Below are 25,112 nucleotides of genomic sequence, written 5' to 3'. Positions count from 1 at the left end.
ACCTATGCTCTCAGGCCGTACGACGTGGGCGGGGTCACGGACTTCGCCGAGGCGAGAACAGGGGTGTGGGCGGCATGACGGACAACCGGCCGGTGCGGTGGGGAATTCTGGCGACCGGCGGGATCGCGGCGGCCTTCACCGCCGATCTCGTGGATCTGCCGGACGCGGAGGTCGTGGCCGTGGCCTCGCGCACCGAGGAGTCGGCGAAGGCGTTCGCCGAACGGTTCGGGATACCCCGGGCGTACGGCGACTGGAGCGCCCTCGCCGAGGACGAGGACGTGGATGTCGTGTACGTCGCCACCCCGCACTCGGCGCACCGGACCGCTGCCGGGATGTGTCTGGAGGCGGGGCGGGGGGTGCTCTGCGAGAAGCCGTTCACGCTGAACGTGCGGGAGGCCGAGGAACTGGTCGCGCTGGCGCGGGGGCGTGGGCAGTTCCTGATGGAGGCCATGTGGATGTACTGCAATCCGCTGGTGCGGCGCCTGGCCGAGGTGGTCGGCGACGGGGTGATCGGGGAGGTCAGGACGGTCCAGGCCGACTTCGGGCTTGAGGGTCCGTTCCCGCCCTCGCACCGGCTGCGGGATCCGGCGCAGGGCGGGGGCGCGCTGCTCGACCTGGGCGTCTACCCGATCTCCTTCGCGCAGTTGCTGCTGGGGGAGCCGTCGGACATCGCGGCGAGAGCAGTGCTCTCGGACGAGGGCGTCGATCTGCAGACGGGTGCACTGCTCTCGTGGGAGAGCGGTGCTCTCGCTTCGGTGCACTGCTCCATCGTCGGCGGTACGGCCACGTCCGCGTCGGTGACCGGCTCCAAGGGCCGTATCGACATCCCGCACGGCTTCTTCTTCCCGGACCGCTTCATCGTGCACCGCGACGGCCGCGACCCGGAGACCTTCGCCGTCGACCCGGCCGACGGGCCCCGCAACAGCTTCCGCCACGAGGCCCGCGAGGTCATGCGGGCCCTGCGCGCCGGCGAGACCGAGTCCCCCCTCGTCCCCCTCGACGGCACCCTCGCCGTGATGCGGACGCTCGACGCGATACGGGACCGCGTCGGCGTCCGCTACCCGGGGGAGGAGGGCTGAACGAAGGTTCGTTCGCTGAACCTCGCGGCAGCTACGCCGGCGTGAGGCCGGGCGGGCGGCTAAAACGAAGGTTCCTTCGCCACCTGCTCGCTCTCACGCGCCTGCTGTCACGCGCCCGCTGTCACGCGCCGCCTCTCACCCGCCCCCACTCACACGGCCACCTTTACGCCGGCTCCAGCCCCGGGCTGCCCGCCTCCGTCACGAACGACGCCACCGTCGAGATGCCGCCGCCCTGCGTCGTCACGTACGGCACCGCCTTGAAGTCCGCGCGGGCCTCCTCCTCCGCCAGGGCGACCTTCACATAGCCGCGGCGGCCGTTGTAGAAGCGCAGGTGGGGGTTGGCGGTCATGTATGTGTCCCAGTTGGCGGGTCTGTCGGAGCCGTTGCCGCCGCTGCTTATCGAGGTGGCGACGAGTTCCGTGCCGACCGTGCGGGAGGCGCGGTCGTCGAAGTCCCGCTTGATGTCGAACGCGTAGCCCACGTGGACGTCGCCGGTGAGGACCATCAGGTTCTCGATGCCGGCGGCCTCCGCTCCCGCCAGGATCCGTTCACGGGAGGCCGGGTAGCCGTCCCAGGAGTCCATCGAGACCTTGTAGACCTCGCCGACCGCGTTGCGGCGCTGGGAGAAGGTGACCTGCTGCGGGACGACGTTCCAGACCGCATTGGACCTCGCCCAGCCGTCGAGCAGCCAGCGTTCCTGCGTGGCTCCGGTCATCGTGCGCGAGGGGTCGGCGGACTCCGGGCCGGGGATCTGCCAGCCGTCGCCCTGCGCCTGGTTGGAGCGGTACTGGCGGGTGTCGAGGATGTCGAACTGGGCGAGTCGGCCCCAGTGGAAGCGGCGGTAGAGCTTCATGTCGGGGCCGTCGGGCCGCTGCGGGCGACGCAGCGGCTGGTGCTCCCAGTACGCGCGGTACGCGGCGGCGCGGCGCAGCAGGAACTCCTCGGAGGGTTCGTCGCTGCCGTCGGGGAAGCCGCCCGCGTAGTTGTTCTCGGTCTCGTGGTCGTCCCAGGTGAGGACGAACGGGTGGGCGGCGTGGGCGGCCATGAGGTCGGGGTCGGTCTTGTGGAGGGAGTAGCGCAGTCGGTAGTCCTCCAGGGTGACCGTCTCGTGGTTGAAGGAGTCGGGCAGGACGCGGTCGGTATAGGCGCGGGCGCCGCCCGCGGAGTTGACGGCGTACTCGTAGAGGTAGTCCCCGAGATGGAGGACGACATCGACATCCTCCCCCGCCAGGTGCCGGTACGCGGTGTAATAGCCCTGGTCGTAGCGCTGGCAGGAGACCGCCGCGAAGGTCAGCGCGGAGGAGGGGGTGGCCGGTTCGCCGCGGCCGGGTGCGGTGCGCGTACGGCCGGTCTCGCTGGTCCAGGCGCCGACGCGGAAGCGGTAGTAGTACACGCGCCCGGGCAGGAGGTGGCCGACCTCGACGTGGACGGTGTGGTGGAACTCGGGGTGGGCGGTGGCGACGCCGCGTCTGACGACGCGTCGGAAGCTCTCGTCGTCGGCAAGTTCCCACCTGACCGCGAAGCGGGCGGCGGGCAGGCCGCCGTCGGGCTGGTACGGGACGGGGGCGAGGCGTGTCCACAGCAGGACGGAGGCGGGCAGTGGGTCACCGGAGGCCACGCCGAGGGTGAAGGGGTTCTCGGTGATCTGTGCCGCGTCCCGCTCGGTGGCGCTCGCGGCGCCCGCGGCCGGGAGGTTGGTGGCGAAGGCGAGCGCGGCGGCGGCCGATGTGACGGTGAGGAAGCGACGGCGGCCGAAGTGCCGTGCGGCGGCACGGAGTTCGGGTGAGTGCTGGGCTTTGTGGGTCATCTGGCCTTCCCCTGACGGATGTTGTACTTGGTATCGGAGTGGCCAGAGTCGACGATCTTCTGTCACGTGCACAACAGCCAGGTGGCGGACGAATGAGTTCCGGATGCCGGACCCATGCTCCACGCCGAGCCGCGCCCTCTCCCCTACGCTGCGAGCCCATGAACATTAAGGGAACGAAGATCGCGATCGTGACAGGCGCCGGATCCGGTATCGGTCGTGCCGTGGCCGTGGAGCTGCTGGGTGCCGGCTGGTCGGTGGCGTTGGCCGGGCGGCGGGAGGAGAAGCTCGCGGAGGCGGCGGGCGGGCACCCCGACACGCTGTGCGTGCGTACGGATGTGTCGCGGCCCGAGGACGTGGCCGCGCTCTTCGGCGCCGTGCGCGAGCGGTTCGGGCGGCTGGATCTGCTGTTCAACAACGCGGGCACGTTCGGCCCCGGCGGGGTGCCGGTGGAGGAGCTGGACTACGCGGCCTGGCGGCACGTGGTGGACACCAACCTCAACGGGGCGTTCCTGTGCGCGCAGGCGGCGTACCGGCAGATGAAGGAGCAGGACCCCCAGGGCGGCCGGATCATCAACAACGGCTCGATCTCTGCGCACACACCGCGCCCGCATTCGGCGGCGTACACGGCGACCAAGCACGCGCTCACCGGGCTCACCAAGGCGCTGTCCCTCGACGGGCGGCCGTACGGCATCGCGGTCGGGCAGATCGACATCGGGAACGCGGCGACGGACATGACCGAGCGGATGCGGAACGGGGTGCTCCAGGCGAACGGGGAGTTCATGCCCGAGCCGGTGATGGACGTGGCCGACGTGGCCCGGACGGTACGTCACATGGCGGAGCTGCCACTGGAGGCGAACGTGCAGTTCGCGACGGTGCTGGCGACGACGATGCCGTATGTCGGGCGGGGCTGAGCCGCCGCCCCGCGTGGCGCCCTCCGCGGGTGCCGGTACGGCGGCCGGCGGAGTGGGTCCCGATGCGACACGGAGTCGGTCCGGTGGTGACCAGTCGGCCTCACCCGACTCAACTTACACAAACGGAAGGCGTCACTCCGGTCCATTCGAGCACGTGACAGGCATATGCTCAGGTCTCGCCTCCACGAGAACTTCACATCTGGAGGTAGTGGCTTCCGCTGACCACACCGAGGGGGGAGGTGGCAGCCGTTCCGTGGCCCGGATGGGGGCGGACCTCGCGTGGGACCGCGAGGTAAGCACCGGGACTCGGGACGGCTGCCCGCCGTTCCGCTCTTCTCCGGGCGGTATTCAAGCGGGGCTTCCTGGCAGTACCCAGTCGACTGCCAAGGAATTCGCTGTCTTATCGAAATATGAGGCCGGGCCCCGATTTCTCAGGGCTTACACATTCCTTACTCAGGGCCGCTCAAAGGTTCCTCCCTAGCTTGTGACAGCGCCCACAGCGGGCGCCAAGAACCTTTGAGGAACGGGATGTTTGGCATCTATCTCAAGCGCGAGCTGAGTCGGCGCAAGAAGGCCGCTCTGGTCATCGCCATGGGTCTGGCGCTCGGAATCGCGCTGGTCATCACCGTCAACTCGGTCTCGGCGGGGATGCGGCAGGCGCAGGACAAGGTCCTGCAGTCGCTCTACGGGCTCGGCACCGACATGACGGTCACCAAGGCGAGAGAGGCGCCCTCCGGGGACGACGAGGAGCAGGGCGGGCCTCGGTTCGAGTTCGACGCCAGCTCCGACGAGGACGACGAGCAGAGCTCGGACCGGGTGATGACCCAGGGTGGGCAGACCCTGAAATCCTCGCTCGTGAAGAAGGTGGCCGAGCAGGACGGTGTCGCGGACGCGGTGGGCGCGCTCAGCCTGAACGTCACCAAGGTCGACGGCTCCTTCACCCAGGGCGAGGCGAAGACCGACGAGTCCTCCTCACAGGCGCAGGGCCAGGGCGGCCCCGGCGGCGGCAACACGGGCGGCGGCTCCGGCCAGCCCCGCGTCGAGGGCGGCGGCGCCTCCTTCGGCGTCAACAACTACTCCGTCTCCGGCGTCGACGTCACCGACCAGGAGCTCGGCCCGCTCGCCACCTCGAAGATCACCAAGGGCAAGACCTTCACGGCGTCGCAGACCGACGCCAAGGTCGCGGTCGTCAGCAAGTCGTACGCCAAGGAGAACGAGTACGCGGTCGGGGACAAGATCAAGATCTCGGGTACGAAGTACACGATCATCGGTGTCGCGACGCCCGACAGCAGCGAGTCCACCACCGACGTCTATCTGCCGCTGAAGCAGGCGCAGACGCTGGCCGACGCGAAGAACACCGTCACCACGATCTACGTCAAGGCCACCGACTCCGAGCAGATCGACGCCGTGAAGTCGGCGATCCAGAAGAACATCTCGGGGACTACGGTCACCACCTCGGCCGACCTCGCCAAGACCGTCTCCGGTTCGCTGACCACCGCCTCGAACCTCGCGACCAGCGTCGGCAAGTGGCTGTCCATCGCCGTGCTCGCCGCCGCGTTCCTGGTGGCCGCGCTGCTCACCTCGTCGGCCGTGTCCCGTCGGGTGCGTGAGTTCGGCACGCTGAAGGCGCTGGGCTGGCCGAGCCGCAAGGTCACCCGCCAGGTCGTGGGCGAGTCCATCGTGAACGGTCTGCTCGGCGGCGCCCTCGGTATCGCGCTCGGCCTCGGCGCCGCCTACACGGTGACCGCGATCAGCCCGACCCTCAAGGCGGAGCTGGGCAACGCCGCCGGCGGCATGGGCGGCGGTCCCGGCGGGGGCGGTCCCGGCGGTGGCGGTGCCCCCGGCCAGCAGGCGTCCAACGCGCTGGAGATCGCGCTGTCCGCGCCCGTCTCCCTGTCCACCATCGCGCTCGCGGCGGGCCTCGCCATCGCCGGCGGTCTGATCGCCGGGGCCATGGGCGGCTGGCGCGCCTCCCGGATGCGGCCGGCCGACGCCCTGCGCAGCGTGTCCTGAACCCCGCCCCTCACCGAGATCCACGGAGTAACCCATGTACAAGCTCAACGGCGTCACCAAGCGCTACACGCGGGGCAAGGAGACGGTGGAGGCACTGCGCGGCATCGACCTCGTCATCGAGGACGGCGACCAGCTCGTCATCCAGGGCCCCACGGGCGGCGGCAAGTCGACCCTCCTGCAGATGATCGGCGGTCTGGACCGCCCCTCCGCCGGCAGCGTCGAGCTGGACGGCGTGGACCTCGCCTCCATCAGCGAGGCCAAGCTGACCCGACTGCGCGCCGAGAAGATCGGCATCATCTTCCAGGCGTTCAACCTCATTCCGACGCTGACCGCGCAGGAGAACGTGGAGACCGCGCTCGTCCCGCTCGGTGTGAAGGCGGGGGAACGGCGCGAGCGGGCCGCCGAGGCGCTGCGTTCGGTGGGCCTCGGCGAGCGCCTCACGCACGCCCCGTCCGAGCTGTCCGGCGGTCAGCAGCAGCGCGTCGCCATCGCCCGCGCGCTGGTCAAGGCGCCGAAGGTGCTCCTCGCCGACGAGCCGACCGGCAACCTCGACGAGGGCACCCGCGACGAGATCATGGCCCTGCTGGAGGGGCTGTGGCGGGAGCAGGGCCTCACCTTCATCCTCGTCACGCACGACTCGTCGATCGCCAGGCGGGCACCCCGGCTCGCCACGATCAAGGCGGGGCAGCTGACGCTCACCGAACAGGTGCAGGAGCAGGAGCAGGAGCAGGAGCAGTACGCGTCATAGTCGTACGCCTCCTGTTCGGGCAAGGGCCGTTCACCGCCCCAGGATCCGGTCGATCTCGGCCACCTGGTCCGCGGTGAGCGGCCCTTTCGCGAGGGCGCCCGCGTTCTGCTCGGCCTGGGCGACCGAGCGGAAGCCGGGGATGGGGACGGTCCGGGGGCTGCGGGCCCAGATCCAGGCGAGGGCGCCCTGCGCGAGCGTACGGCCCCCGCTGGTGAGGATCTCGCGCAGTGCCTCGACCCGGCCGAGCCACTGCGGGTCGGCGCCCCCTTCGGCGGTGAAGCCCGGCAGCCACTCGGGCGGTGTGCTGCGGATGTCCCCGGCCTCCAGGGCGCGTCCGGCGGTGTGCTTGCCGGTGAGCAGGCCCATGGCGAGCGGGCTGCGGTTGATGCTGGCCAGGTCCGACTCCTCGCAGAGGGCCAGGAGTTCGGGCGCGTCCTGCAGGATGTTCAGCCGGTGCTGTACGGCCGCGCAGTGCGGGCCCTCGGCGAACACGGCGGCGCGGTCCGGGTCGTCGGTGCTCCACGCGTACGCCCTGATCAGTCCCTCCCGCACGAACTCCTCGCAGGTGTCGCGGAGTCGGGCCGCGCGCTCGGGGTCGGCGTCGGAGAGGTGCAGCTGGTAGAGGTCGACGTGGTCGGTGCCGAGGCGGTCGAGGGAGGCGGTGAGGGCGCGGCGGGCGTGGGCCGGGGTGTCGTCCTGGCCGAGGAGGTGCGGGTGGGCTCGTCGAAGACGTTGCCCCACTTGGTGGCCACGACGACGTCCGCGCGGCGCTTGCCGAGGGCGCGGCCGAGGACGCGCTCGCTGTGCCCGGTGCCGTACGCGTCGGCGGTGTCGAAGAAGGTGACGCCCAGGTCGAGGGCGCGGTGGACGGCCCGTACGGACTCCTCGTCGTCGACCTTGCCCCAGCCGAGGGGCTGCCCGTCGGCGGTCTGCCACTCGCCGCCGATCGCCCAGCAGCCGAAGCCGAGGGCGCTGACCTGGATGCCGCTGCGGCCGAGCGGCCGCGTGTACGTGTTCGTCTCCATGACCACGGACGTTAGGAGTTGGAGCGCGCTCGAAGGCAAGCCCCTCGGCGGAGCAGGATGCCGGCGGAGCAGGGATGCCGGCGGAGCGGGGATGTCTACGCCTGGCCGGTCTCGAAGCGGGAGATCCGGCCGTCGTCCGTCACGGTGAAGCGCCAGGCCGTGCGCATCTCGCCCCAGGTGTCGTTGCGGAAACCGGCGGTGAGGGCGCGGCCGCCCTGGGACTCCCGCTCGACGTCCATGTGGCCGTGGGAGGAGAAGATCTCCCGGTCGGTCCAGTCGGCGAGGTCGCGGTCGGTGCCGTCGTCCGACATGGTCGCGTCGTCGGTGAGCAGGGCGAAGAACGCCTCGGGGTCATGGGAGTTCACGGCGGCGACGAAGGCCCGGACGGCCGGATCGCTCAGTTTGGCGGGTGCGATGGTCATGCCTGCCAGCGTCACATCGGTGGGGCGGGTACGCCACCGGAGACCTGTCTCCCCCGTGGCGCCACCCGAACGGGTGCGCGGGCGGATCCCGGGCGTTGAATCGGTGGGACCGTGGATACCCGGGAGGGGATGTTCCTGTCCGCCGTCCTGACCCGGGAGCCACGATGACCGCATTCACCTCTTTCGACCGACGCGATCTGGGACTGCTCCTGCTGCGCCTGGGCGCGGGCGGGGTGCTGTTCGCGCACGGGACGCAGAAGCTGTTCGGCTGGTTCGGCGGGCACGGCATCGAGGGCACCGGCGCGTTCATGGAGTCGGTCGGGTACGCGCCCGGCAAGGCCAGCGCCACCGCGTCCGGGCTGGCCGAGACCGGCGGCGGCACACTGCTCGCCCTGGGGCTGGCCACGCCCGGGGCCGGTGCCGCCGCGGCCGGGGCGATGGCGGGCGCGGCCGCCGTGCACGCCCCCAACGGCTTCTTCAACGCCGAGGGCGGCTACGAGCATGCCGCGACCCTGGGCCTGGCCGCCGCGGGCCTCGCGGTCGCCGGCCCCGGCCGGCTCTCCCTCGACCACGCGTTCCGCCATGTCGTCGACCGGGGCTGGATGGTCCCGGCTGCCTTCGCCGGTACGGCCGCGGTCACGGCGGTGGTCGTGGGCATGCGCAACCAGCGGGTGCGCAAGGAGAAGGAGGGCGAGCAGGAGGCGTTGTTCGAGGAGTGAGCGTCGCGATCGAACAGTGAGTCCGCGGTGGAGCAATGGGCTTCGCGGTCGAGTGAGCGTCGCTTTCGAGGAGTGGCCTTCCGCTGTGTCGTAGGGGCATGACAGGCTGCGCCACATGAGTGATCAGCACGCCGAGCCCGCCTTCCCCGGCACCCCCGACGACCTCTGGCAGTCCGTCTCCCGCCTCCACGCCTGGCTGGAGGCCGACCAGCCGTACGGCGGCCAAGAGGGCCTGCTGCTGCGGATGTTGAAGCTCCAGGAGGAGGTCGGCGAGGTCGCGCAGGCGGTCATCGGCGCGACCGGCCAGAACCCGCGCAAGGGCACCACCCACACCTGGGACGACGTCCAGTCGGAACTGTGCGACGTGGTCATCACGGCCCTGGTCGCCCTGCGCACCCTCACCCCGGACGCCCACGCGGTCTTCGCGACCCACCTGGCCAGGGTCACCGAACGCTCGCTGGGCTCCCGCCGTGGCTGACAGCGCGTTCTGGATCGCCTCGCTCACCGCCGGTACGGCCGTGCTCGCGAGCTGGGTGACGAGCCGGGGGACCGCGCGGGCGGCGCGGATACAGGCGGACACGAGTGCGGGCGCGCAGCGGGTGGAGCGGCTGCGGGAGGCGCGGCGGACGGCGTACGCGGAGTTCATCGAGCAGGCGCAGCGGCTCAGTGACGTGTACTGGAAGGTGTCCGAGCTGTACCGGGGCGCGGCGGGCGGGCTGGGGCCGGAGCACGTCGAGGAGCTGCGGCGGTTGCGTGAGCGGCAGCGGGACGAGTACGGAACCCTGCGGCACCGGACGTGGATCGTCTCGCTGGAGGGACCCGACGAGGTCGCCGAACTCGCCAACGCGGTCCGACGGGCGACGAACCCGTTCTACCGGGCGCTCGAAGCGATGATCGACGGCGATGCCGATGCCGATGCCGGTGCCGGTGCCGATGCCTTCGGCCGCTTCGACGCCGCCTACGGGCCGTTCTGGCAGGCGCTGAAGGACTTCATCAAGGCCTCGCGCGACACCCTGCACACCATGTAGGCCGCCCGGTCATACCTCGGTGTGACCCGGCGGCCGTGGCGTACTGCGTTCTGAGTAGCCGGAACTGTCGGCAGCCGCACGACGACGGGAGGGGGCCTCGAACGGGAGTCTTGGCAGGCATCCGAGACTTCTGACGTGGAGACCTGCTACCCATGGCAACCTTCCTTCATCGGCTGGGCCGGCTGGCCTTCCGCAAACGCTGGTACGTCCTCCTGTTGTGGGTGGCGGTACTGGGCGCCGTCGGTGTCGGCGCCCTCAAGGCCCCCGGAGCCTCCGACGAGGAGTTCTCCATGCCGGGCATCGAGTCCCAGAAGGCGTTCGACCTGCTGGAACAGCGCTTCCCCGGTGTCACGGCGGACGGCGCGACCGCCCGGGTCGTGTTCGTCGCACCGAGCGGCGAGAAGGTCACCGCCACCGAGAACAAGAAGGCCGTCGAGGACACCGTGGCCGATCTGGCCGACGGCTCGCAGGTCGCGAGTGCCGTCGACCCGTTCCAGGCGCAGGCGGTCAGCCAGGACGGCTCGACGGCGTACGCGACCGTGACGTACAAGGTCGCCGCGAACGACCTCTCCGACGCCAGCAGGACCCACCTGAAGGACGCGCTCCGCGAAGCCCAGGACTCCGGGCTGACCGTCGAGGCGGGCGGCGACGCGGTGGCCGAGCAGGCCGGTGCGGGCGGGACGGCCGAGGTGATCGGTGTCGCCATCGCCGCCGTCGTCCTGCTGGTCACCTTCGGTTCGCTGGCCGCGGCCGGGCTGCCGCTGCTGACCGCGCTCGTCGGCGTCGGCTTCAGCATGGCCTCGATCCTCGCCCTGTCCGACGCCTTCGGCCTGTCCACCACGACGGGCACCCTCGCGATGATGCTGGGCCTCGCGGTCGGCATCGACTACGCCCTGTTCGTCGTCTCCCGCTACCGCGAGGAGCGTGCCAAGGGCCGTACGCCCCAGGAGGCGACCGCTCTCGCCACGGGCACGGCCGGATCGGCGGTCGTGTTCGCCGGACTCACGGTCGTCATCGCGCTGGCCGGACTGTCCGTGGTCGGCATTCCGATGCTGACGAAGATGGGGCTGGCCGCCGCGGGCGCGGTCGTCGTCGCCGTGCTGATCGCGCTGACCCTGGTGCCGGCCGTCCTCGGTTTCTGGCCGAACGCCGTACTGGCGCGGAAGGCACGCAAGAGCGGCCGTATGGAGGAGGGCGGAGAGAACAACGGGGGCACCCGCTGGTCCCGGTTCGTGCTGCGCCGCCCCGTGCCCGTGCTGATCCTCGGCGTCATAGGCCTCGGCGCGCTCGCGGTGCCGATGACCGACCTGCAGCTGGGCATGCCCGGCGACGAGGCCAAGCCGACCTCCACCACCGAGCGCCGGGCCTACGACGCGCTCGCCGAGGGCTTCGGGCCCGGGTTCAACGGGCCGCTGACGATCGTGGTGGACGCCAAGGGTGTCGACGACGCGAAGGGGGCCGCGGAGACGATCGCGAAGGAGATCGGCGCCACCAAGGGGATCGTGTCGGTCTCCCCCGCACGCTTCAACGAGGCCGGCGACACCGCCGTCTTCTCGGCCGTGCCCGCCACCGCGCCGACCGACGAGAAGACCAAGGACCTGGTGACCACCATCCGGGACGAGCGTCCCGGCATCGAGTCCGAGACGGGGGCGACGTTCGAGGTCACCGGCACCACCGCGCTGAACATCGACATCTCCGACAAGGTGCAGTCCGCGCTGGTCCCCTATCTGCTGGTCGTGGTCGGCCTGGCCGTCATCCTGCTGCTGGTCGTCTTCCGCTCCCTGCTCGTCCCGCTCAAGGCGGCCGCCGGCTTCCTGCTGTCGGTGCTCGCGTCGCTCGGCGTGGTCGTCCTGGTCTTCCAGCAGGGCCACGGCGCGGAGATCCTGGGCGTGGAGCAGACCGGCCCGATCATGAGCCTGATGCCGATCTTCCTGGTGGGCATCGTCTTCGGCCTGGCGATGGACTACGAGGTCTTCCTCGTCTCGCGGATGCGGGAGGCGTACGTCCACGGCGACTCCGCCGACGAGGCGATCACCAGCGGCTTCCGGCACAGCGCCCGGGTGGTGGTGGCCGCCGCCCTGATCATGATCGCGGTGTTCGCCGGTTTCATCGGCGAGAGCGACTCCATGATCAAGATGATCGGGTTCGGACTGGCCTCGGCGGTCCTGTTGGACGCGTTCGTCGTACGGATGGCGATCGTGCCGGCCGTGCTCGCCCTGCTCGGCGACAAGGCGTGGTGGCTGCCGAAGTGGCTGGACCGGATGCTGCCCCACGTCGACGTGGAGGGTGAGGCGCTCACCCGCCGCGCCGACACGGAGCCGGCCCCGGCCGACACGGCCGAACTGGAAGTGACGCGCACCTGATCCAACCGCCCACCCCCACCGGGGGCCGTCCGTGGCCAAGGACACGGACGGCCCTCGGGGCGTTCGCACCCGATGTCGACCACCATGGTCCCCAGTCCCACCGACCGGAGTCCCGATGACCGCCAGCCTGGACCGCCGCTACGCCGAGCTCCTCGAGCATTTCTCGGAGCGTCATCCCTTGCTCGTCGACCTGGTCACGGCGATGGCGCTGATGGGCTGCGCGACCCTCGGCATCGCGCTCGCCATGCCCGGCACCGAGCCGCCGGACCATGACAAGCTCGTCGTCGGCCTCATGGGTGTGTCCTGTCTGGCCCTGCTCAAGCACCGCACCCACCCGCGCACCGTCCTCACCGTGACGGCGGTATGCACCTGGATCGCGGTCGCGGTGGGCTATCTGATCACCCCCCTCCTGATGGCACCGCTCCTGGCGGCGCTCTACTGGCTGGCCGCGCTCACCGACCGGAGGACCACCCGCGGCTACGGCATCGCCATGATGGTGGCGCTGACGCCCGCAGCCGTGTTCTCCGACTCCATGCAGCACGTCTCGTTGCTGCTCAGGACGATCGGCCCCTTCTTCTGGCTGCTGCTGCCCCTCGCCGCGGGCAGGGGGACCCAGGCGCGGCGGGCCTACCTGAAGTCGGTGCAGGCCCGCGCCGAACACGCCGAGCGCACCCGGGAGGAGGAGGCCCGGCTGAGGGTCACCGAGGAGCGGATGCGCATCGCCCGCGATCTGCACGACGTGGTCGCCCACCACCTGGCCCTCGCCAACGCCCAGGCGGGCACCGCCGCGCACCTCACCCGCGCCGATCCCGAGCAGGCCCACCGGATCCTCACCGACCTGACCGCCACCACGTCGTCGGCGCTGCGCGAGCTGAAGTCCACCGTCGGCGTGCTCCGCCGGCCCGACGACCCCGAGGCGCCACTGGCCCCCACCCCCGGGCTCGACCGGCTCCCGGAGCTGATGGCCGCGTGCGAGTCCGCGGGCCTCACGGTCACCGTCACCACGGAGGGCGTGCCGGGGCACCTCGACCCCGGCGTGGACCTGACCGCGTACCGGATCGTGCAGGAAGCCCTCACCAACGTCAGCAAGCACGCCGCCGTGGACGCGGCACGCATCCGCCTCGCGTACGAGGAGGCCCACCTGACGATCACGGTCACCGACGACGGCGGTGACGCCGGCCCCGCCGCCACCCCGGAACCCGGCCGTGGTTTCGGCCTCATCGGCATGCGCGAGCGCGCCCAGTCCGTCGGCGGCTGCCTGAGCGCCGGTCAGCGTCCCGAAGGCGGCTTCGAGGTCACCACCGACCTCCCGCTGCGCCCCCGGCCACGCGCCCCCGAACCGGACACGGAAACGACCCGAGACCAGCGGAAGTAGAACAGCACCATGACCATTCGTGTCCTGCTCGCAGACGACCAGGCCCTCCTGCGGGCCACCTTCCGGATCCTCATCGACTCCTGTGCGGACATGGAGGTGGTCGCCGAGGCCACCGACGGCCGGGAGGCGGTCGACCTCGTCCGCATACACCGCCCCGACGTGGTCCTCATGGACATCCGTATGCCCGGCACCGACGGGCTCACCGCGACGGCCGTGATCTGCGCCGACGAGGAGCTGGCCGACACCCGTGTACTGATCCTCACGACCTTCGAGATCGACGAGTACGTGGCCCAGGCGCTGCGCTCCGGCGCCAGCGGCTTCCTCGGCAAGGACGTCACCGCCGACGCGCTTCTCGACGGCATCCGCACGGTGGCCGCCGGCGACACCCTTCTCTCCCCCGCCGCCACCCGCACCCTCATCGCCCGCTTCCTCGCCGCCCCCGCCCCCGGCAACCGCCTCGCCACACCCGACCGGCTGAACACCCTGACCACCCGCGAACGCGAGGTCATGGCCCTCGCCGCCGAGGGCAGCTCCAACGACGAGATCGCGGAGAAGCTGTACGTCAGCCCGCTGACCGTACGCACCCATGTGCACCGGGCCATGACGAAGCTCGGTGCCCGCGACCGGGCCCAACTGGTGGTCATGGCTTACCAGTCGGGCCTGGTGCGGGTCATGCCGCCGGAGTGACCGACGGATCTCGTCACTGCTCAGTGACCGACGGATCTCGTCACTGCTTGTAGAAGGTGGCGTCCTGCCGGTCGAGGTCGGTGCTCACCGGCTGGGTGTAGAGCAGGTTGTTGTAGTGGCGGATGTAGCGGCCGGGGAAGTTGTACGACTCGTACGACACCGCGGCCGAGGTGTCGGCGAGGCCGGCCCGCTCGAAGAAGGAGGCGTCATTGTCGAACAGCGTCGTGCCGTCGTCCTTCTCCACCCACAGCTCGTTGTTCTTGTGGCGGAGGTAGTAGCCGGGGAAGTTGGCCGACTCCAGCGAGACCGTGCCGCTGCCCGTGAGGCCGGTGACGATGCGGAACTGCGAGTCGGCGAGGTTGGTGACGTTCGCCTCCAGCTTCGCGCGGTACTCCCAGTGGCGGATGAACTTGTCCGGGTAGTTGTACGAGGAGAGGCGGACCGGGGTCACCCCGTCGGCGACCGGGATGCCGAAGTTGGGGGTGCCGTCGGCGTTCCAGTACAGCTTCTGGTAGCGGGTGCGGCGGTTGGGGTCGTTGAGCGGGTCGCCGCTGATGTCCTTGTAGTTGCGGTCGTGGTAGACGAGGATGTCGGACTTTCCGTCCTCGGAGACCGTGAAGGTGTTGTGGCCGGGGCCGTACTGGCCGGTCGCGGCGTTGCTGGTGAAGACCGGGGTCGGGGTCTTGACCCAGGAGGCCGCGTTCATCAGGTCCGCGGAGGCGGAGGCGGTCAGCAGGCCGAGGCAGTAGTTGCTGTCGGTGGCCGCGGCCGAGAAGGTCATGAAGACCTTGCCGTTCTTCTGGATGACCGCCGGGCCCTCGTTGACGGTCTGGCCGACCTTCTCCCAGGCGTTGGTGGGCCGGGAGATCATGACCGGGCTGCCGCTGATCGTCCAGGGGTTGGACATCTTCGCCAGATAGATGTTGGTGCCTGCGCCGACCGCCGGGTCGTTCTGCGCCCAGCTCAGATAGCGGGTGCCGCCGACGGTGAAGGTCGTCGCGTCGAGCGAGAAGGTGTCCAGCGGCAGGGAGATACGGCCCTTCTCGGTCCAGGTGCCGGTGAGCGGGTTGGCGGAGCTGGACTCCAGGACGTAGGGGCGGATCTTCCAGATGTCGTTGGACCAGCCGGCGGTGAAGTAGACGTACCACTTGCCGTCGATGAAGTGGATCTCCGGGGCCCAGATGTGGGCGCCCATCTCACCGCTGGCGTGCTTGGTCCAGATGGTGGTCTCCGCGGCCGTGGCGAGGCCCTGGAGGGTGGTGGCCCGGCGCATGACGATCTTGTCGTACGCGGGGACGGTGGCCGTGAAGTAGTAGTAGCCGTCCGTGTGCTTGAAGACGTGCGGATCGGCGCGCTGGGCGGCGATGGGGTTGGTGAAGGTCACGGCGGGGGACGCGGGGGCGGCGGCCTGGGCGGGCGTGGTGAGGGTGGTCAGCATGGTGAGCGCTGCCGCCGCGGCCACCACGACACGTCTGACGAGACGTCTCATGTTCGAAGTCCTTCGGGTTCGTTCGGTGATCAGGCGGTGGTGGGGACGAGCCGCCACTGCTGGCAGTTGTTGTTGAGCCAGCTCCACTGGCGTACGTCGGTGCCGTTGGCCGTGCCGCAGTTGGCGACGTCCATGACCTTGCCGGTGGCGACGTTGACGATCTGGACGTAGTCGCTGCCCGTGTAGATCAGGCGGAACTTCTGGCAGTTGTTGTTCAGCCAGGACCACTGCCGGATGTCGGTGCCGTCGGCGGAGTTGCAGTCGGCGATGTCGGCGACCTTGCCGGTGGCGACGTTGACGAGCCGGCTGGTGTCGTCCGCGCGGTCCTCGATGCGCCACTTCTGGTTGGCCCCGCCGGTGCAGGACCACTGCTGGATGTTGGCGCCGTCGGCCGTGCTGCTGTTGTTGACGTCCAGGCACTTGCCGCTGTTGCGGTTGACGATGGTGTACGCGGTCGGGGTCGTCGCCGTCTCGCCGGAGGGGCCGGCGAGGGTGGTGCCGAGGGCGACCGGGGTGCCGAAGTTCGGGGTGCCGTCCGCGTTCCAGGTGAACTTCTGGGCGCGGGTCGTACGGCCGTTGCCGCAGCCGCCGTTCGCCGAGTTGTTCGCGTGGTAGACGATCCAGTTCTCGGTGCCGTCGGGCGAGGTGAAGAACCCGTTGTGGCCCGGGCCGTAGACACCGTTGGCGTCACTGCGCTGGAAGACGGGGGTCTGCTTCTTGGTCCAGGAGGAGGCGAGCAGCGGGTCGGATCCGGTCAGCTCCAGCTGGCCGAGCTTGTAGTCGGCGGTGCTGCAGAAGCTCGCGGAGAAGGTGAGGAAGGTCCGGCCGTCGTGGTAGAGCGGCTCCGGTCCCTCGTTGACCGCGCCGCCGGAGGTCTCCCAGCTCAGCGTGGGGCTGGAGATGATCGAGAAGGTCTGGCTGGCGAGCGTGTAGGGGTTGCTCATCGGCGCGATGACCAGGCTCTGCTTGCTGCCGTTGATGAAGCCGCTGCCCACCAGGTACAGGTTGTTGTCGTGCTTGAGCACGCTGGCGTCGATGAGCCAGCCGCCGGGGGTGAGGTTGGACCCTGTGAGGGTGTTCTTGTGCGTGTACGGGCCCATGGGGTCGGTGCCGGAGCTCTCCAGCACCTGGGTGCGCTGGGTGTCGCAGCAGGCGACGCCGCTCTGCGCGGCCGAGTAGTACAGGTACCACTTGCCGTCGAGGAAGTGGATCTCCGGCGCCCAGATGTTGGCGTTGCGCCCGGCGGTGGTGTCCGACCAGATCTCCACGCTCGGGGCGGTGCTCAGGCCCGCGAGGGTGGGGGACTTACGCATGAGCAGCTTGTTGGTGAACGTGGTCGTCACCAGGTAGTAATTGCCGTTGTAGTACTCCAGCCAGGGGTCGGCGCCCTTCTCGGACTTGACCGGGTTGGTGTACGGCTTGCCGTCGGCCGCGATGGCGGGCTGCGCGGTCTGGACGGTGAGGAGCGAGGCGAGCAGGGCGATGAGGGCTGCCCCGAGCGTCAACCAGCGGCGGGGCGTCGACCAGCGACGGACGCGGGTGGGGAACACGGCGAGTCCCTTCCGGGAGCGGCTAGTGCGGCTACTGCGGCTCAGAGGAGAATGTTCGAGATCGCGAACGTTGTACGTAACTTCGGCCAGAAGGTAAAGGTGAGGCGGGAGGGACGTCAATGGATGTGACAGGTTTTTGTGTCGACGGATCGCCCGGAATAGATCATGAAGGCGGCCGGGTTGGCGTTTGCATGGCCAAAGAGACCAACGTAGGCAGTGTGGGACGGTACGGCGTCTGGAGCATGGGACTGCGATCCGAGGACCCGGCTCGGCGCGGCGAACTCGCCGAAGCCGCAGCGGAGTTGGAGGAACTCGGCTTCGGCGCGATCTGGCTGGGCGGCAACACCTCGGTACCGCACGCCGGCCCGCTGGTCGAGGCGACGAGGCGGATCACCATAGCCACCGGCATCCAGAGCATCTGGCAGTACGAGGCCACCGAGACGGCCGCGCGGTACGCGGAGCTGGAGGCCGCCCACCCCGGCCGCTTCCTGCTGGGCCTCGGGGTGAGCCACGCGAAGCTCGCCGACCGGTACCGCCGCCCGTACACCGCGATGGTCGCCTATCTCGACGCCCTGGACGCGGCCGGGGTGCCCGCCGAGCGCCGGGTCCTCGCCGCGCTGGGTCCGAAGATGCTCCGCCTCTCACGGGAGAGGTCGGCCGGCTCGCACCCGTACCTGGTCACCCCCGAGCACACGGCCGAGGCCCGCGAGGCCCTGGGTGAAGTACCGCTGCTGGCACCGGAGCTGAAGGTGATCCCGGAGACCGACCCGGCCCGCGCCCGCAGCATCGCCCGCGCCCACCTCGCCTTCTACCTGACCCTGCCGAACTACACCAACACCTTCCGCCGCCTCGGCTTCACCGAGGACGACCTCGCGGACGGCGGCAGCGACCGGCTGATCGACGCGGTGTACGCCTGGGGCGACGACGACCGCGTACGAACCCGGATCGACGCGTTCCACGAGGCGGGCGCGGACCATGTGGCGCTCCAGGTCGTCGACGACCGGGCGGGCGACGTGCTGCCCCGCGAGAGCTGGCGCCGACTGGCCGCGCTGCTGAGCTAGGGCGAAACACGCCCTAGGGCCTGTCCGGGCTGCTTCAGCGGTTCGGTGTCAGCGTGGTCCCGGTGTTTGGACTCCGCGTCGCCGGGCACCCGTGGGCGCACACGTCGAAGGGCTACGGCGGCCCCGGACCGGAAGAAGATGAGGCGTCGTGAGTACGCAGACCGTCGAGAAACTCGTCGTCCGCGAGAGCGGCTGGGCGAAGGCCCGGCGTCGGCGGGGCAAGGGCGTACGCACCTGCCTTCCGGCCCTCGCGGTGAGGGACGGCCGCCGTACGCCGGAGGCCGAGGCGGTCCCGACCATCGTCAGGGGTGACGACTGACCTCGCCCGCCCTGTACTCGTCGTACCGGCGCCCGTGCCCGTGTCCGTGTCCGTGTCCGTGTCGCACCCGTACCGGTGTCAGTCGTCCTTGCCGCGACCGGTCAGCGCGTCGCGCATACGGTCGACGAGGCCCATGCCGGGCGCGAGCAGCTTGTTGGCCGGAGGGGTGTCCGGGGCCGCCGGGTGGGGCCGGGTCGGCGCCGTCTTCTTGGCCGTGCGGACCTTCTCGCCGAGGCTGTTCAGGGCGTCCTCCGAACAGGACTGGCGCAGTCGGGGGAAGAGGTTGTCCTCCTCGTCCTCGATGTGCGACCGGATCTCGGTCATCAGCCGGGTGATCAGCCGGTCGAACTCGGGGTCGTCGGCCTCGCACCGCTCCAGGTCCTTCATGGTGCGCTCGGCCTCGGCGTGGTCCTCGAGCTCCCGGTCGGCGATCATGTCACCGTCCCTCACATGCTCGCGGACCGCCGGGTAGAGGTAGGCCTCCTCGGCGACCGAGTGACGCACCAGTTCGATGGTGACCTTGTCCGCGTAGTGCTTGCGCTGGGGGTCACCGACGGGCAGTGCCTCGATCTGCCCGAACATCTCCTTCACTTCCTCGTGGTCCGTGGTCAGTTCGGCGATGACGTCTCCGCCGTGTCCCATGTCCCTGCTCCTTTCCTGCGGCTCCTGACCGGCCGGGGCCACCGCCGGTCCCGTGGATGTCCTCGGGCGCGATACCGGGTACCCGCGAACGGCCCGGCCACGCGGCTCGTTCGCGCGACGGCGTCATCCACGTGACCGAGGGCCACCGGGCCTCACCGGTCGCGAGCGGGACCCGTACATGTGATGCTCGGCTTTCGGGCTTCCTCCGTAGGCGGTGCGCATCGAGCCACCGTGCCGATGCCGATGCGTCGCCTGGCACACCCAGGAGGCGGGCGCCGTCGCGCGCACGGAGGAGATCGCCATGACCATCGCCTTCTCGCCGAACTGGCAGCACGCAGTCGTCACCGGCGGCGCGGGCTTCGTCGGTTCGCATTTGTGTACCGAACTGCTGGCCTCGGGCGTGGACGTCACCTGCGTCGACGACCTCAGCACCGGCCGTCTCGGCAACATCGCCGCGCTCCTCGACCGTCCCGGATTCACCGTGCTGCGGGCCGATGTCACGGAGGGGATCCCGGTCGAGCGACCCCCCGACCTGGTCCTGCACCTCGCGTCCCCCGCGTCCCCCGCCGACTATCTCCGGTTGCCCCTGCACACGATGGACACCGGCAGCCTGGGCACGCGTCACGCCCTGGAACTCGCCCACGCGTCCGGAGCCCGCTTCCTCCTCGCCTCCACGTCGGAGGTGTACGGGGACCCCCAGCAGAATCCGCAGAACGAACGCTACTGGGGCCATGTGAACCCCGTCGGGCCACGGAGTGTGTACGACGAGGCCAAGCGCTTCGGCGAGGCGCTGACCACCGCCCACGCCGACACCAAGGGCACCGACACCGCGATCGTGCGCCTGTTCAACACCTACGGCCCGCGGATGCGCGGTCACGACGGCCGCGCCGTACCGACGTTCGTCCGGCAGGCGCTCGCCGGCGAGCCCCTCACGGTCACCGGGGACGGGCGCCAGACCCGCTCGCTGTGCTACGTCGACGACACCGTGCGCGGTGTGCTCGCGGCGGCGACCCAGGGCATGCGCGGCCCCGTGAACATCGGAAACCCCGGCGAGATCACCATGCTCGACCTGGCCCGCCTGGTCATCGACCTCACCGGGTCCGACTCCGAGATCCGCTTCGTCGAACGCCCCACCGACGACCCGGCGTCGCGCTGTCCGGACATCACCCTGGCCCACGACAAGCTCGGCTGGGAACCACGGGTGACACCCGTGGAAGGGCTGCGCCGCACGATCGCCTGGTTCCGCGCCGAGACGGGGAGCACGGCGGCGCCCCCGCCCCGCTGACCCCCGGACCTGCCCGGGCCTGCCCGGACCAGCCCGGCCCACGGACCTGCCCGGCCCCCGCACCTCACCGGCCCCCGGCCCGACCACCCGCACCTCCAGCGGCTACGCCCCTCCCCCACCGTCACACGGGTTGCCTCCCGGATCGTCGGGTACTCGCAGCGGGACATGATCGACACACCCACGAAGGGGTGCCGGGCACTTCCCGGACCATCTCCGGCAAGGGGACAACATGGAAGCGAACCTGCTCGGCATCTACCTCAACGACCACCTGGCCGGTGCCACCGCGGGCGTCGACCGTGCCCGCCATCTGGCGCGGTCCTGCCGCGGTACGGCGTCCGCCCCGGCCGTGGAGGAGATCGCCACCGAGATCGCTCAGGATCGGCACAGCCTGACCGACCTGATGGAAGAGCTGGATGTCCCGGCCCGCCGCTACAAGGTCTCCGCCGGCTGGGCGGCCGAGAAAGTGGGCCGGCTGAAGGCGAACGGCAGGCTGGTGCACCGCTCCCCGCTCAGCACGCTGATCGAACTGGAGATGCTGCGGGTGGGGGTGTCGGGCAAGCTCGCGTGCTGGCAGGCCCTGCGGCGGCTCAGCGACACCGAGGGACGTCTCGACCCCCATCGGCTGGACGACCTCGTTCGCCGCGCCCACCGACAGCTGCGGACCCTGGAGGAGCTCCACTCGCAACAGGTGACGACCACCTTCCGCACTCCGGAGCTGACGGGCTCGGGAGCGCCTCGATGAGCGAGCGGGCACCGTCGCGGGCAGAGGGCGAGCCGGGCCTCGGCACCGGTCCCGAGCGCTGAGCGAAGCTCCCCGTCCTACGGTCGCTCGGCGACCTGGCGGCCCGGCGGCCCCGGTGCGGCGCGCCCCCGGCTTCCGTGTGCGCTGGTCGCGCGGTCCCGCGGCCGATCAGGACAAACCGCTGCTGGGCCCCATGCAACGCGAGCTCCCGAGCAGTCGTCCATGGAATCCAGGGAGGCCGGGGAGTCCACGGCTTCCAGGAACGGGCGGCACGAGTCCCGTGACTGAGCAGGAACAAATGAGGCTTATTTGCCTATTTGCCGGGAACTCGTGATGCGCAGCGGTCGCCGACGGGTCTCCGGCCCAGCGGGCGATCTCGGTACGGATGAGGGAGAGGCCGTGACCGTTCGGGTAGGCGTAGAGGAAGAATTTCATGTGGTGGACGCGGAGAGCGGGCGGCTCGTGCCGGGCGCCGGTGCGATCCTCGATCGCCTGCGCGGGTCCGAGTTCAAGAACGAGCTGCAACGATCGTCCGTGGAGTGGAACAGCCAGGTGCACGCCTCCCTGGACTCCCTGCAAACCGATCTCTCCGGGGCACGGCGGCAGCTGGACGCGACGGCCTCCCCGCTCGGTCTGAACGTCGTCGCGGCCGGCACCGTGCCGTTCGCGCGGGTGACCTCCGGTGACGCCACCGCCGACCCCCGTTACCGGCACATGGTCGACGAATACCGGCAGGTCGCGGACGAGCACCTCGTGTGCAGCGCCCAGGTCCACGTCGACGTGCCCGACCGGGACACGGCCGTACGGATCATGTGCGGCGTCTCGCCGTCGCTGCCCCCGCTGCTGGCCCTGTCCGCCAGCTCACCGTTCTGGCTCGGCGCGGACACGGGATACGCCAGTTGGCGCACGATGCTCTGGCAGCGCTGGCCCACCGCCGGGCCGGTCGGCTGCTTCGCCGACGCCGCCGACTACGACGCCGCGATCGAGGGCCTGATCCGCGCCGACGTGATCAGTGATCCGGGGATGGTCTATTACGACATGCGGCCGTGCGATCACCAGCAGACCCTGGAGCTGCGCATCTGCGACGCCTGCCCGCGCACCGAGACGGTCGTGCTCATCGCCGGGCTGTACCGCGCCCTGGTCGAGGACGCGCGGGTCCGACTGGAGCGGTCGGGCCGGGTCTGTGACGGCAGGCACGAATGGCTCCGGGCCGCGGTCTGGCGTGCGGCCCAGTCGGGTCTGGAGGGCGATCTGGTCGACCCGGTCACCCGCCTCGCCGCGCCCGCCCCCACCGTCCTGCGCGACATGCTCCGAAGGCTGCGCCCCACCCTGGAGGCCTTCGGAGACTGGGACACCGTACGCGTCCTGCTGGAGGAGGCCCTGGCCCGGGGCAGCGCGGCGCACAGCCTGCGCGAGGTCGCGGCGGAGAAGGGCCTGCTCGCCTGCGTCGGGACGATGGCCGCCGAGACCCGTGGCGAGCGCGGGCAGAGCCCCGCCCCCGGAGCCGTGCGGCAACCCGTCGCAGGGGCCGGAGGCACCCCACCGGGGCCCCGGCCCCTCATTCGGCGGAGACAGTCGGCGGCTGACACCCACGCGGCCGCACAGAAAGGCGGGCCCCGGCCGTCGCCGCGCGAGGACACCACGGCGCGGCGAGCCCAGACGGAGAAGCTGCCGTCCGTCCCGTGATGCCGGTGCCGCCTGTCAACAAGGAGAGTCGCTCGCATGTCCAGCAGCAAGACCGACACGAACGCTAATCCGTCCGGCTCGTGCTCGTCCGAGGCCACGCCTCCGAGCACGGCCGGCAGCCGCCCCCTGCGAGGGGGTGCGGCCTGATGTGCGGCCTCAGCGGAGAGATCGTCTTCGACGGCGGACGGCCCGACCTGGCCGCCGTCGAGCGAATGACCGACCGGCTCGCCGCCCGGGGACCGGACGGCAGGGGCCTGTGGTCGCAGGGCGCCGTCGCGCTGGGTCACCGTCGACTGGAGATCATCGATCTGTCCGAGCGCGGGGCCCAGCCGATGACCGACTCCGCGGGCCGGATCGCCGGTGTCTTCAACGGCTGCGTCTACAACTACAAGGAGCTGCGTGAGGAGCTGCGCGGCCTCGGCCACCGCTTCTTCTCCAGTTCCGACACCGAGGTGGTCCTCAAGGCGTACCAGCAGTGGGGAACCGACTGCGTCGACCGCTTCTACGGCATGTTCGCCTTCGCCATCGTCGAGCAGGCCACCGGCCGACTCGTACTGGCCCGGGACCGACTGGGCGTCAAGCCGCTGTACCTGGCCCAGGCACCGGGCCGGCTGCGCTTCGCCTCCTCCCTGCCGGCCCTGCTGGCGGGCGGCGGCATCGACACCTCGCTCGACCCGGTCGCGTTGCACCAGTACATGAGCTGGCACGCCACGGTGGCCGCGCCGCGCACCGTCCTCGCCGGGGTACGCAAGCTGCCCGCGGCCACCGTGCGCGTCGTGGAGCCGGACGGCCGCCACCGCGACATCCGCTACTGGCAGCCGTCGTACACCCGGCGGCCCGAGTACGCGCACCTGGGCGCGGACGGCTGGCGGGACGCGGTGCTCGACACGCTGCGCACCGCGGTACGCCGACGCATGGTCGCCGACGTGCCCGTGGGTGTTCTGCTGTCGGGCGGCCTCGACTCCAGCCTGATCGTGGCGCTGCTGGCCGACGAAGGGCAGCGCGATCTCGCGACGTTCAGCGTGGGGTTCGAGTCGGAGGGCGGCGAGGAGGGCGACGAGTTCCGCTACTCCGACCTGGTGGCCCGGCACTTCGGCACGGACCACCACCAGCTGCTGGTGCCCTCGGACCGGGTGTCGACGGCGCTGGACGCGGCGATCGAGGCGATGAGCGAGCCGATGATCAGCCATGACGTGGTGGCCTTCCATCTGCTGTCGGAGCAGGTGGCGAAGGAGGTGAAGGTCGTCCAGAGCGGGCAGGGCGCCGACGAGGTCTTCGCCGGCTACCACTGGTACCCGGACCTGGCCGCCGTCCCGAGAGAGCGGGAGGCCGAGACGTACACCGAGACGTACTTCGACCGGCCGCACACCGACCTCGCCCGAATACTGCAGCCGCACATGCTGCCCGATCACGATGTGTCCGGCTGCTTCGTACGGGAGCACATGGCGCGCCCGGGCGCGGAGACCGCGCTCGACGCGGCACTGCGGCTCGACACCCATGTGATGCTCGTCGACGATCCGGTCAAGCGCGTCGACAACATGACGATGGACTGGGGGCTGGAGGCCCGCGTCCCGTTCCTCGACCACGACCTGGTGGAGCTGGCCGCCGCCTGCCCGCCGGAGCTGAAACTCGCCGACGGCGGCAAGGGCGTCCTCAAGGCCGCAGGCCGCCAGGTCCTGCCCGCGGAGGTCGTCGACCGGCCGAAGGGCTACTTCCCGGTCCCCGCCGTCACGCACATGGCGGGCCCCGTACTGGGGCGGGTCCGTGAGGCTCTGTCGTCGCCCGAGGCCAGGTCACGGGGTGTCTTCCAGGACGCGTACGTCGCCGGACTGCTGTCGGCGCCGGACGAGCACCGCACCAGGCGTGGGGCGAACGCGCTGTGGCAGGTAGCTTTGCTGGAGATATGGCTGCAAACGCACGGAATCAGCTGACCGGGGCGCAGGAGACTCCTCCCCCGCGCCCGGCGACGGCGGCCCCGCCGCACCGACCCACGGGCCCGCTGTTCCACGCGCCCGCCGCCGAGGACGCCGTCGACGGGGCTCCGTGGCCGCCCGAGGACGACGGCAACGCCCCCGCCGTGACAGCCGGGGCGGGCGAGGCGGGCAGGGCGGGCATGACAGCTGGGGCTGGCGTGACAGGCGGGGCGAGCGAGGCGGGCGGC

21 protein-coding genes and 1 pseudogene are annotated in these 25,112 nt (G+C 70.7%); 16 read left to right on the top strand and 6 right to left on the bottom strand.

What is annotated here, in order from left to right; genetic code table 11:
• Positions 1 to 74: 74 nt before the first annotated feature.
• Positions 75 to 1,079 (top strand): Gfo/Idh/MocA family protein, encoded by a 1,005-nt coding sequence (locus SGFS_RS40535; protein ID WP_286257265.1) that lies wholly within the window; start codon positions 75 to 77, stop codon positions 1,077 to 1,079.
• 163 nt (positions 1,080 to 1,242) lie between these two features.
• Here SGFS_RS40535 and SGFS_RS40530 read toward each other — a convergent pair whose 3' ends face one another.
• Entirely contained in the window at positions 1,243 to 2,886 is a 1,644-nt protein-coding gene (locus tag SGFS_RS40530; RefSeq protein WP_286257263.1) for an alkaline phosphatase D family protein, read from the bottom strand.
• A gap of 158 nt (positions 2,887 to 3,044) precedes the next feature.
• Here SGFS_RS40530 and SGFS_RS40525 point away from each other — a divergent pair, with 158 nt between their 5' ends.
• The 3 genes from SGFS_RS40525 to SGFS_RS40515 all read left to right on the top strand — a co-directional run bounded on the left by SGFS_RS40525 (position 3,045) and on the right by SGFS_RS40515 (position 6,558).
• Positions 3,045 to 3,797, top strand: a complete 753-nt coding sequence (locus tag SGFS_RS40525) for an SDR family oxidoreductase (RefSeq protein ID WP_286257261.1) — start codon at positions 3,045 to 3,047, stop codon at positions 3,795 to 3,797.
• 528 nt (positions 3,798 to 4,325) lie between these two features.
• On the top strand, positions 4,326 to 5,810 hold the full coding sequence (locus tag SGFS_RS40520) for an ABC transporter permease (RefSeq protein WP_286257258.1): 1,485 nt from the start codon (positions 4,326 to 4,328) through the stop codon (positions 5,808 to 5,810).
• A gap of 34 nt (positions 5,811 to 5,844) precedes the next feature.
• Complete coding sequence (locus SGFS_RS40515) at positions 5,845 to 6,558, top strand: ABC transporter ATP-binding protein (protein ID WP_286257257.1); 714 nt, start codon at positions 5,845 to 5,847, stop codon at positions 6,556 to 6,558.
• Between the two features lie 30 nt (positions 6,559 to 6,588).
• Here SGFS_RS40515 and SGFS_RS40510 read toward each other — a convergent pair.
• Together SGFS_RS40510 and SGFS_RS40505 are read right to left on the bottom strand one after the other, a co-directional pair.
• A pseudogene (locus SGFS_RS40510) lies at positions 6,589 to 7,583 on the bottom strand (aldo/keto reductase).
• Positions 7,584 to 7,678: 95 nt separating this feature from the next.
• Positions 7,679 to 8,005, bottom strand: a complete 327-nt coding sequence (locus SGFS_RS40505) for a nuclear transport factor 2 family protein (RefSeq protein ID WP_286257255.1) — start codon at positions 8,003 to 8,005, stop codon at positions 7,679 to 7,681.
• Between the two features lie 164 nt (positions 8,006 to 8,169).
• On the opposite strand from SGFS_RS40505, the gene SGFS_RS40500 reads away from it, so the two are divergent.
• The 6 genes from SGFS_RS40500 (at position 8,170) to SGFS_RS40475 (ending at position 14,177) form a co-directional block, all read left to right on the top strand.
• Positions 8,170 to 8,724, top strand: coding sequence for a DoxX family membrane protein (locus SGFS_RS40500; RefSeq protein ID WP_286257254.1), 555 nt, complete (start codon positions 8,170 to 8,172; stop codon positions 8,722 to 8,724).
• A gap of 115 nt (positions 8,725 to 8,839) precedes the next feature.
• Complete coding sequence (locus SGFS_RS40495) at positions 8,840 to 9,202, top strand: MazG-like family protein (protein ID WP_286257253.1); 363 nt, start codon at positions 8,840 to 8,842, stop codon at positions 9,200 to 9,202.
• The gene (locus SGFS_RS40490; RefSeq protein WP_286257251.1) at positions 9,195 to 9,752 is read left to right on the top strand and encodes a hypothetical protein; all 558 of its coding nucleotides are present in this window, start codon (positions 9,195 to 9,197) and stop codon (positions 9,750 to 9,752) included. The genes SGFS_RS40495 and SGFS_RS40490 overlap by 8 nt, the downstream gene beginning before the upstream one ends.
• A gap of 152 nt (positions 9,753 to 9,904) precedes the next feature.
• Positions 9,905 to 12,115 carry an MMPL family transporter gene (locus SGFS_RS40485; protein WP_286257249.1) on the top strand — a complete coding sequence of 737 codons (2,211 nt, stop codon included), beginning with the start codon at positions 9,905 to 9,907 and terminating at the stop codon, positions 12,113 to 12,115.
• A 115-nt stretch (positions 12,116 to 12,230) separates the two neighbouring features.
• On the top strand, positions 12,231 to 13,490 hold the full coding sequence (locus tag SGFS_RS40480) for a sensor histidine kinase (protein ID WP_286257248.1): 1,260 nt from the start codon (positions 12,231 to 12,233) through the stop codon (positions 13,488 to 13,490).
• 9 nt (positions 13,491 to 13,499) lie between these two features.
• A complete protein-coding gene (locus SGFS_RS40475; protein ID WP_286257247.1) occupies positions 13,500 to 14,177 on the top strand; it encodes a response regulator transcription factor in 678 nt (225 codons plus the stop codon).
• Positions 14,178 to 14,217: 40 nt separating this feature from the next.
• Here the strand turns inward: SGFS_RS40475 and SGFS_RS40470 are convergent, their stop codons facing one another.
• Complete coding sequence (locus SGFS_RS40470; protein ID WP_286257246.1) at positions 14,218 to 15,666, bottom strand: family 43 glycosylhydrolase; 1,449 nt, start codon at positions 15,664 to 15,666, stop codon at positions 14,218 to 14,220.
• Positions 15,667 to 15,695: 29 nt separating this feature from the next.
• Positions 15,696 to 17,216, bottom strand: coding sequence for a family 43 glycosylhydrolase (locus tag SGFS_RS40465; protein ID WP_286257245.1), 1,521 nt, complete (start codon positions 17,214 to 17,216; stop codon positions 15,696 to 15,698).
• Positions 17,217 to 17,407: 191 nt separating this feature from the next.
• Between SGFS_RS40465 and SGFS_RS40460 the strand changes: the two genes are divergently transcribed.
• Both SGFS_RS40460 and SGFS_RS40455 read left to right on the top strand, forming a co-directional pair.
• Positions 17,408 to 18,277, top strand: coding sequence for an LLM class F420-dependent oxidoreductase (locus SGFS_RS40460; RefSeq protein WP_286257244.1), 870 nt, complete (start codon positions 17,408 to 17,410; stop codon positions 18,275 to 18,277).
• 148 nt (positions 18,278 to 18,425) lie between these two features.
• Positions 18,426 to 18,596 carry a hypothetical protein gene (locus SGFS_RS40455; RefSeq protein WP_286257243.1) on the top strand — a complete coding sequence of 57 codons (171 nt, stop codon included), beginning with the start codon at positions 18,426 to 18,428 and terminating at the stop codon, positions 18,594 to 18,596.
• 78 nt (positions 18,597 to 18,674) lie between these two features.
• Here the strand turns inward: SGFS_RS40455 and SGFS_RS40450 are convergent, their stop codons facing one another.
• A complete protein-coding gene (locus tag SGFS_RS40450; RefSeq protein WP_286257242.1) occupies positions 18,675 to 19,238 on the bottom strand; it encodes a hemerythrin domain-containing protein in 564 nt (187 codons plus the stop codon).
• A gap of 301 nt (positions 19,239 to 19,539) precedes the next feature.
• Here SGFS_RS40450 and SGFS_RS40445 point away from each other — a divergent pair, with 301 nt between their 5' ends.
• From SGFS_RS40445 to SGFS_RS40430, 4 genes are all read left to right on the top strand, one after another.
• Positions 19,540 to 20,523, top strand: coding sequence for an NAD-dependent epimerase/dehydratase family protein (locus SGFS_RS40445; protein ID WP_286257241.1), 984 nt, complete (start codon positions 19,540 to 19,542; stop codon positions 20,521 to 20,523).
• Positions 20,524 to 20,752: 229 nt separating this feature from the next.
• Positions 20,753 to 21,265, top strand: coding sequence for a hypothetical protein (locus tag SGFS_RS40440; protein ID WP_286257240.1), 513 nt, complete (start codon positions 20,753 to 20,755; stop codon positions 21,263 to 21,265).
• Positions 21,266 to 21,664: 399 nt separating this feature from the next.
• Positions 21,665 to 22,951 carry a carboxylate-amine ligase gene (locus SGFS_RS40435; RefSeq protein ID WP_286257239.1) on the top strand — a complete coding sequence of 429 codons (1,287 nt, stop codon included), beginning with the start codon at positions 21,665 to 21,667 and terminating at the stop codon, positions 22,949 to 22,951.
• 146 nt (positions 22,952 to 23,097) lie between these two features.
• Positions 23,098 to 24,882, top strand: coding sequence for an N-acetylglutaminylglutamine amidotransferase (locus SGFS_RS40430; RefSeq protein WP_286257238.1), 1,785 nt, complete (start codon positions 23,098 to 23,100; stop codon positions 24,880 to 24,882).
• The last annotated feature ends 230 nt before the right edge of the window (positions 24,883 to 25,112 follow it).

Origin of the sequence: Streptomyces graminofaciens (assembly GCF_030294945.1) — a bacterium.
GTDB lineage: Bacteria > Actinomycetota > Actinomycetes > Streptomycetales > Streptomycetaceae > Streptomyces > Streptomyces graminofaciens.
This window is presented reverse-complemented; position numbering and strand designations above follow the sequence as displayed.

Excerpts from the sequence above, each read along its gene's own strand:
- SGFS_RS40485 (WP_286257249.1), top strand. The coding sequence starts at position 9,905 with ATGGCAACCTTCCTTCATCGGCTGGGCCGGCTGGCCTTCCGCAAACGC.
- SGFS_RS40520 (WP_286257258.1), top strand. The coding sequence starts at position 4,326 with ATGTTTGGCATCTATCTCAAGCGCGAGCTGAGTCGGCGCAAGAAGGCC.
- SGFS_RS40525 (WP_286257261.1), top strand. The coding sequence starts at position 3,045 with ATGAACATTAAGGGAACGAAGATCGCGATCGTGACAGGCGCCGGATCC.
- SGFS_RS40500 (WP_286257254.1), top strand. The coding sequence starts at position 8,170 with ATGACCGCATTCACCTCTTTCGACCGACGCGATCTGGGACTGCTCCTG.
- SGFS_RS40460 (WP_286257244.1), top strand. The coding sequence starts at position 17,408 with ATGGCCAAAGAGACCAACGTAGGCAGTGTGGGACGGTACGGCGTCTGG.
- SGFS_RS40450 (WP_286257242.1), bottom strand. The coding sequence starts at position 19,238 with ATGGGACACGGCGGAGACGTCATCGCCGAACTGACCACGGACCACGAG.
- SGFS_RS40430 (WP_286257238.1), top strand. The coding sequence starts at position 23,098 with ATGTGCGGCCTCAGCGGAGAGATCGTCTTCGACGGCGGACGGCCCGAC.
- SGFS_RS40440 (WP_286257240.1), top strand. The coding sequence starts at position 20,753 with ATGGAAGCGAACCTGCTCGGCATCTACCTCAACGACCACCTGGCCGGT.
- SGFS_RS40530 (WP_286257263.1), bottom strand. The coding sequence starts at position 2,886 with ATGACCCACAAAGCCCAGCACTCACCCGAACTCCGTGCCGCCGCACGG.
- SGFS_RS40470 (WP_286257246.1), bottom strand. The coding sequence starts at position 15,666 with ATGAGACGTCTCGTCAGACGTGTCGTGGTGGCCGCGGCGGCAGCGCTC.
- SGFS_RS40445 (WP_286257241.1), top strand. The coding sequence starts at position 19,540 with ATGACCATCGCCTTCTCGCCGAACTGGCAGCACGCAGTCGTCACCGGC.
- SGFS_RS40475 (WP_286257247.1), top strand. The coding sequence starts at position 13,500 with ATGACCATTCGTGTCCTGCTCGCAGACGACCAGGCCCTCCTGCGGGCC.
- SGFS_RS40480 (WP_286257248.1), top strand. The coding sequence starts at position 12,231 with ATGACCGCCAGCCTGGACCGCCGCTACGCCGAGCTCCTCGAGCATTTC.
- SGFS_RS40535 (WP_286257265.1), top strand. The coding sequence starts at position 75 with ATGACGGACAACCGGCCGGTGCGGTGGGGAATTCTGGCGACCGGCGGG.
- SGFS_RS40515 (WP_286257257.1), top strand. The coding sequence starts at position 5,845 with ATGTACAAGCTCAACGGCGTCACCAAGCGCTACACGCGGGGCAAGGAG.
- SGFS_RS40505 (WP_286257255.1), bottom strand. The coding sequence starts at position 8,005 with ATGACCATCGCACCCGCCAAACTGAGCGATCCGGCCGTCCGGGCCTTC.
- SGFS_RS40495 (WP_286257253.1), top strand. The coding sequence starts at position 8,840 with ATGAGTGATCAGCACGCCGAGCCCGCCTTCCCCGGCACCCCCGACGAC.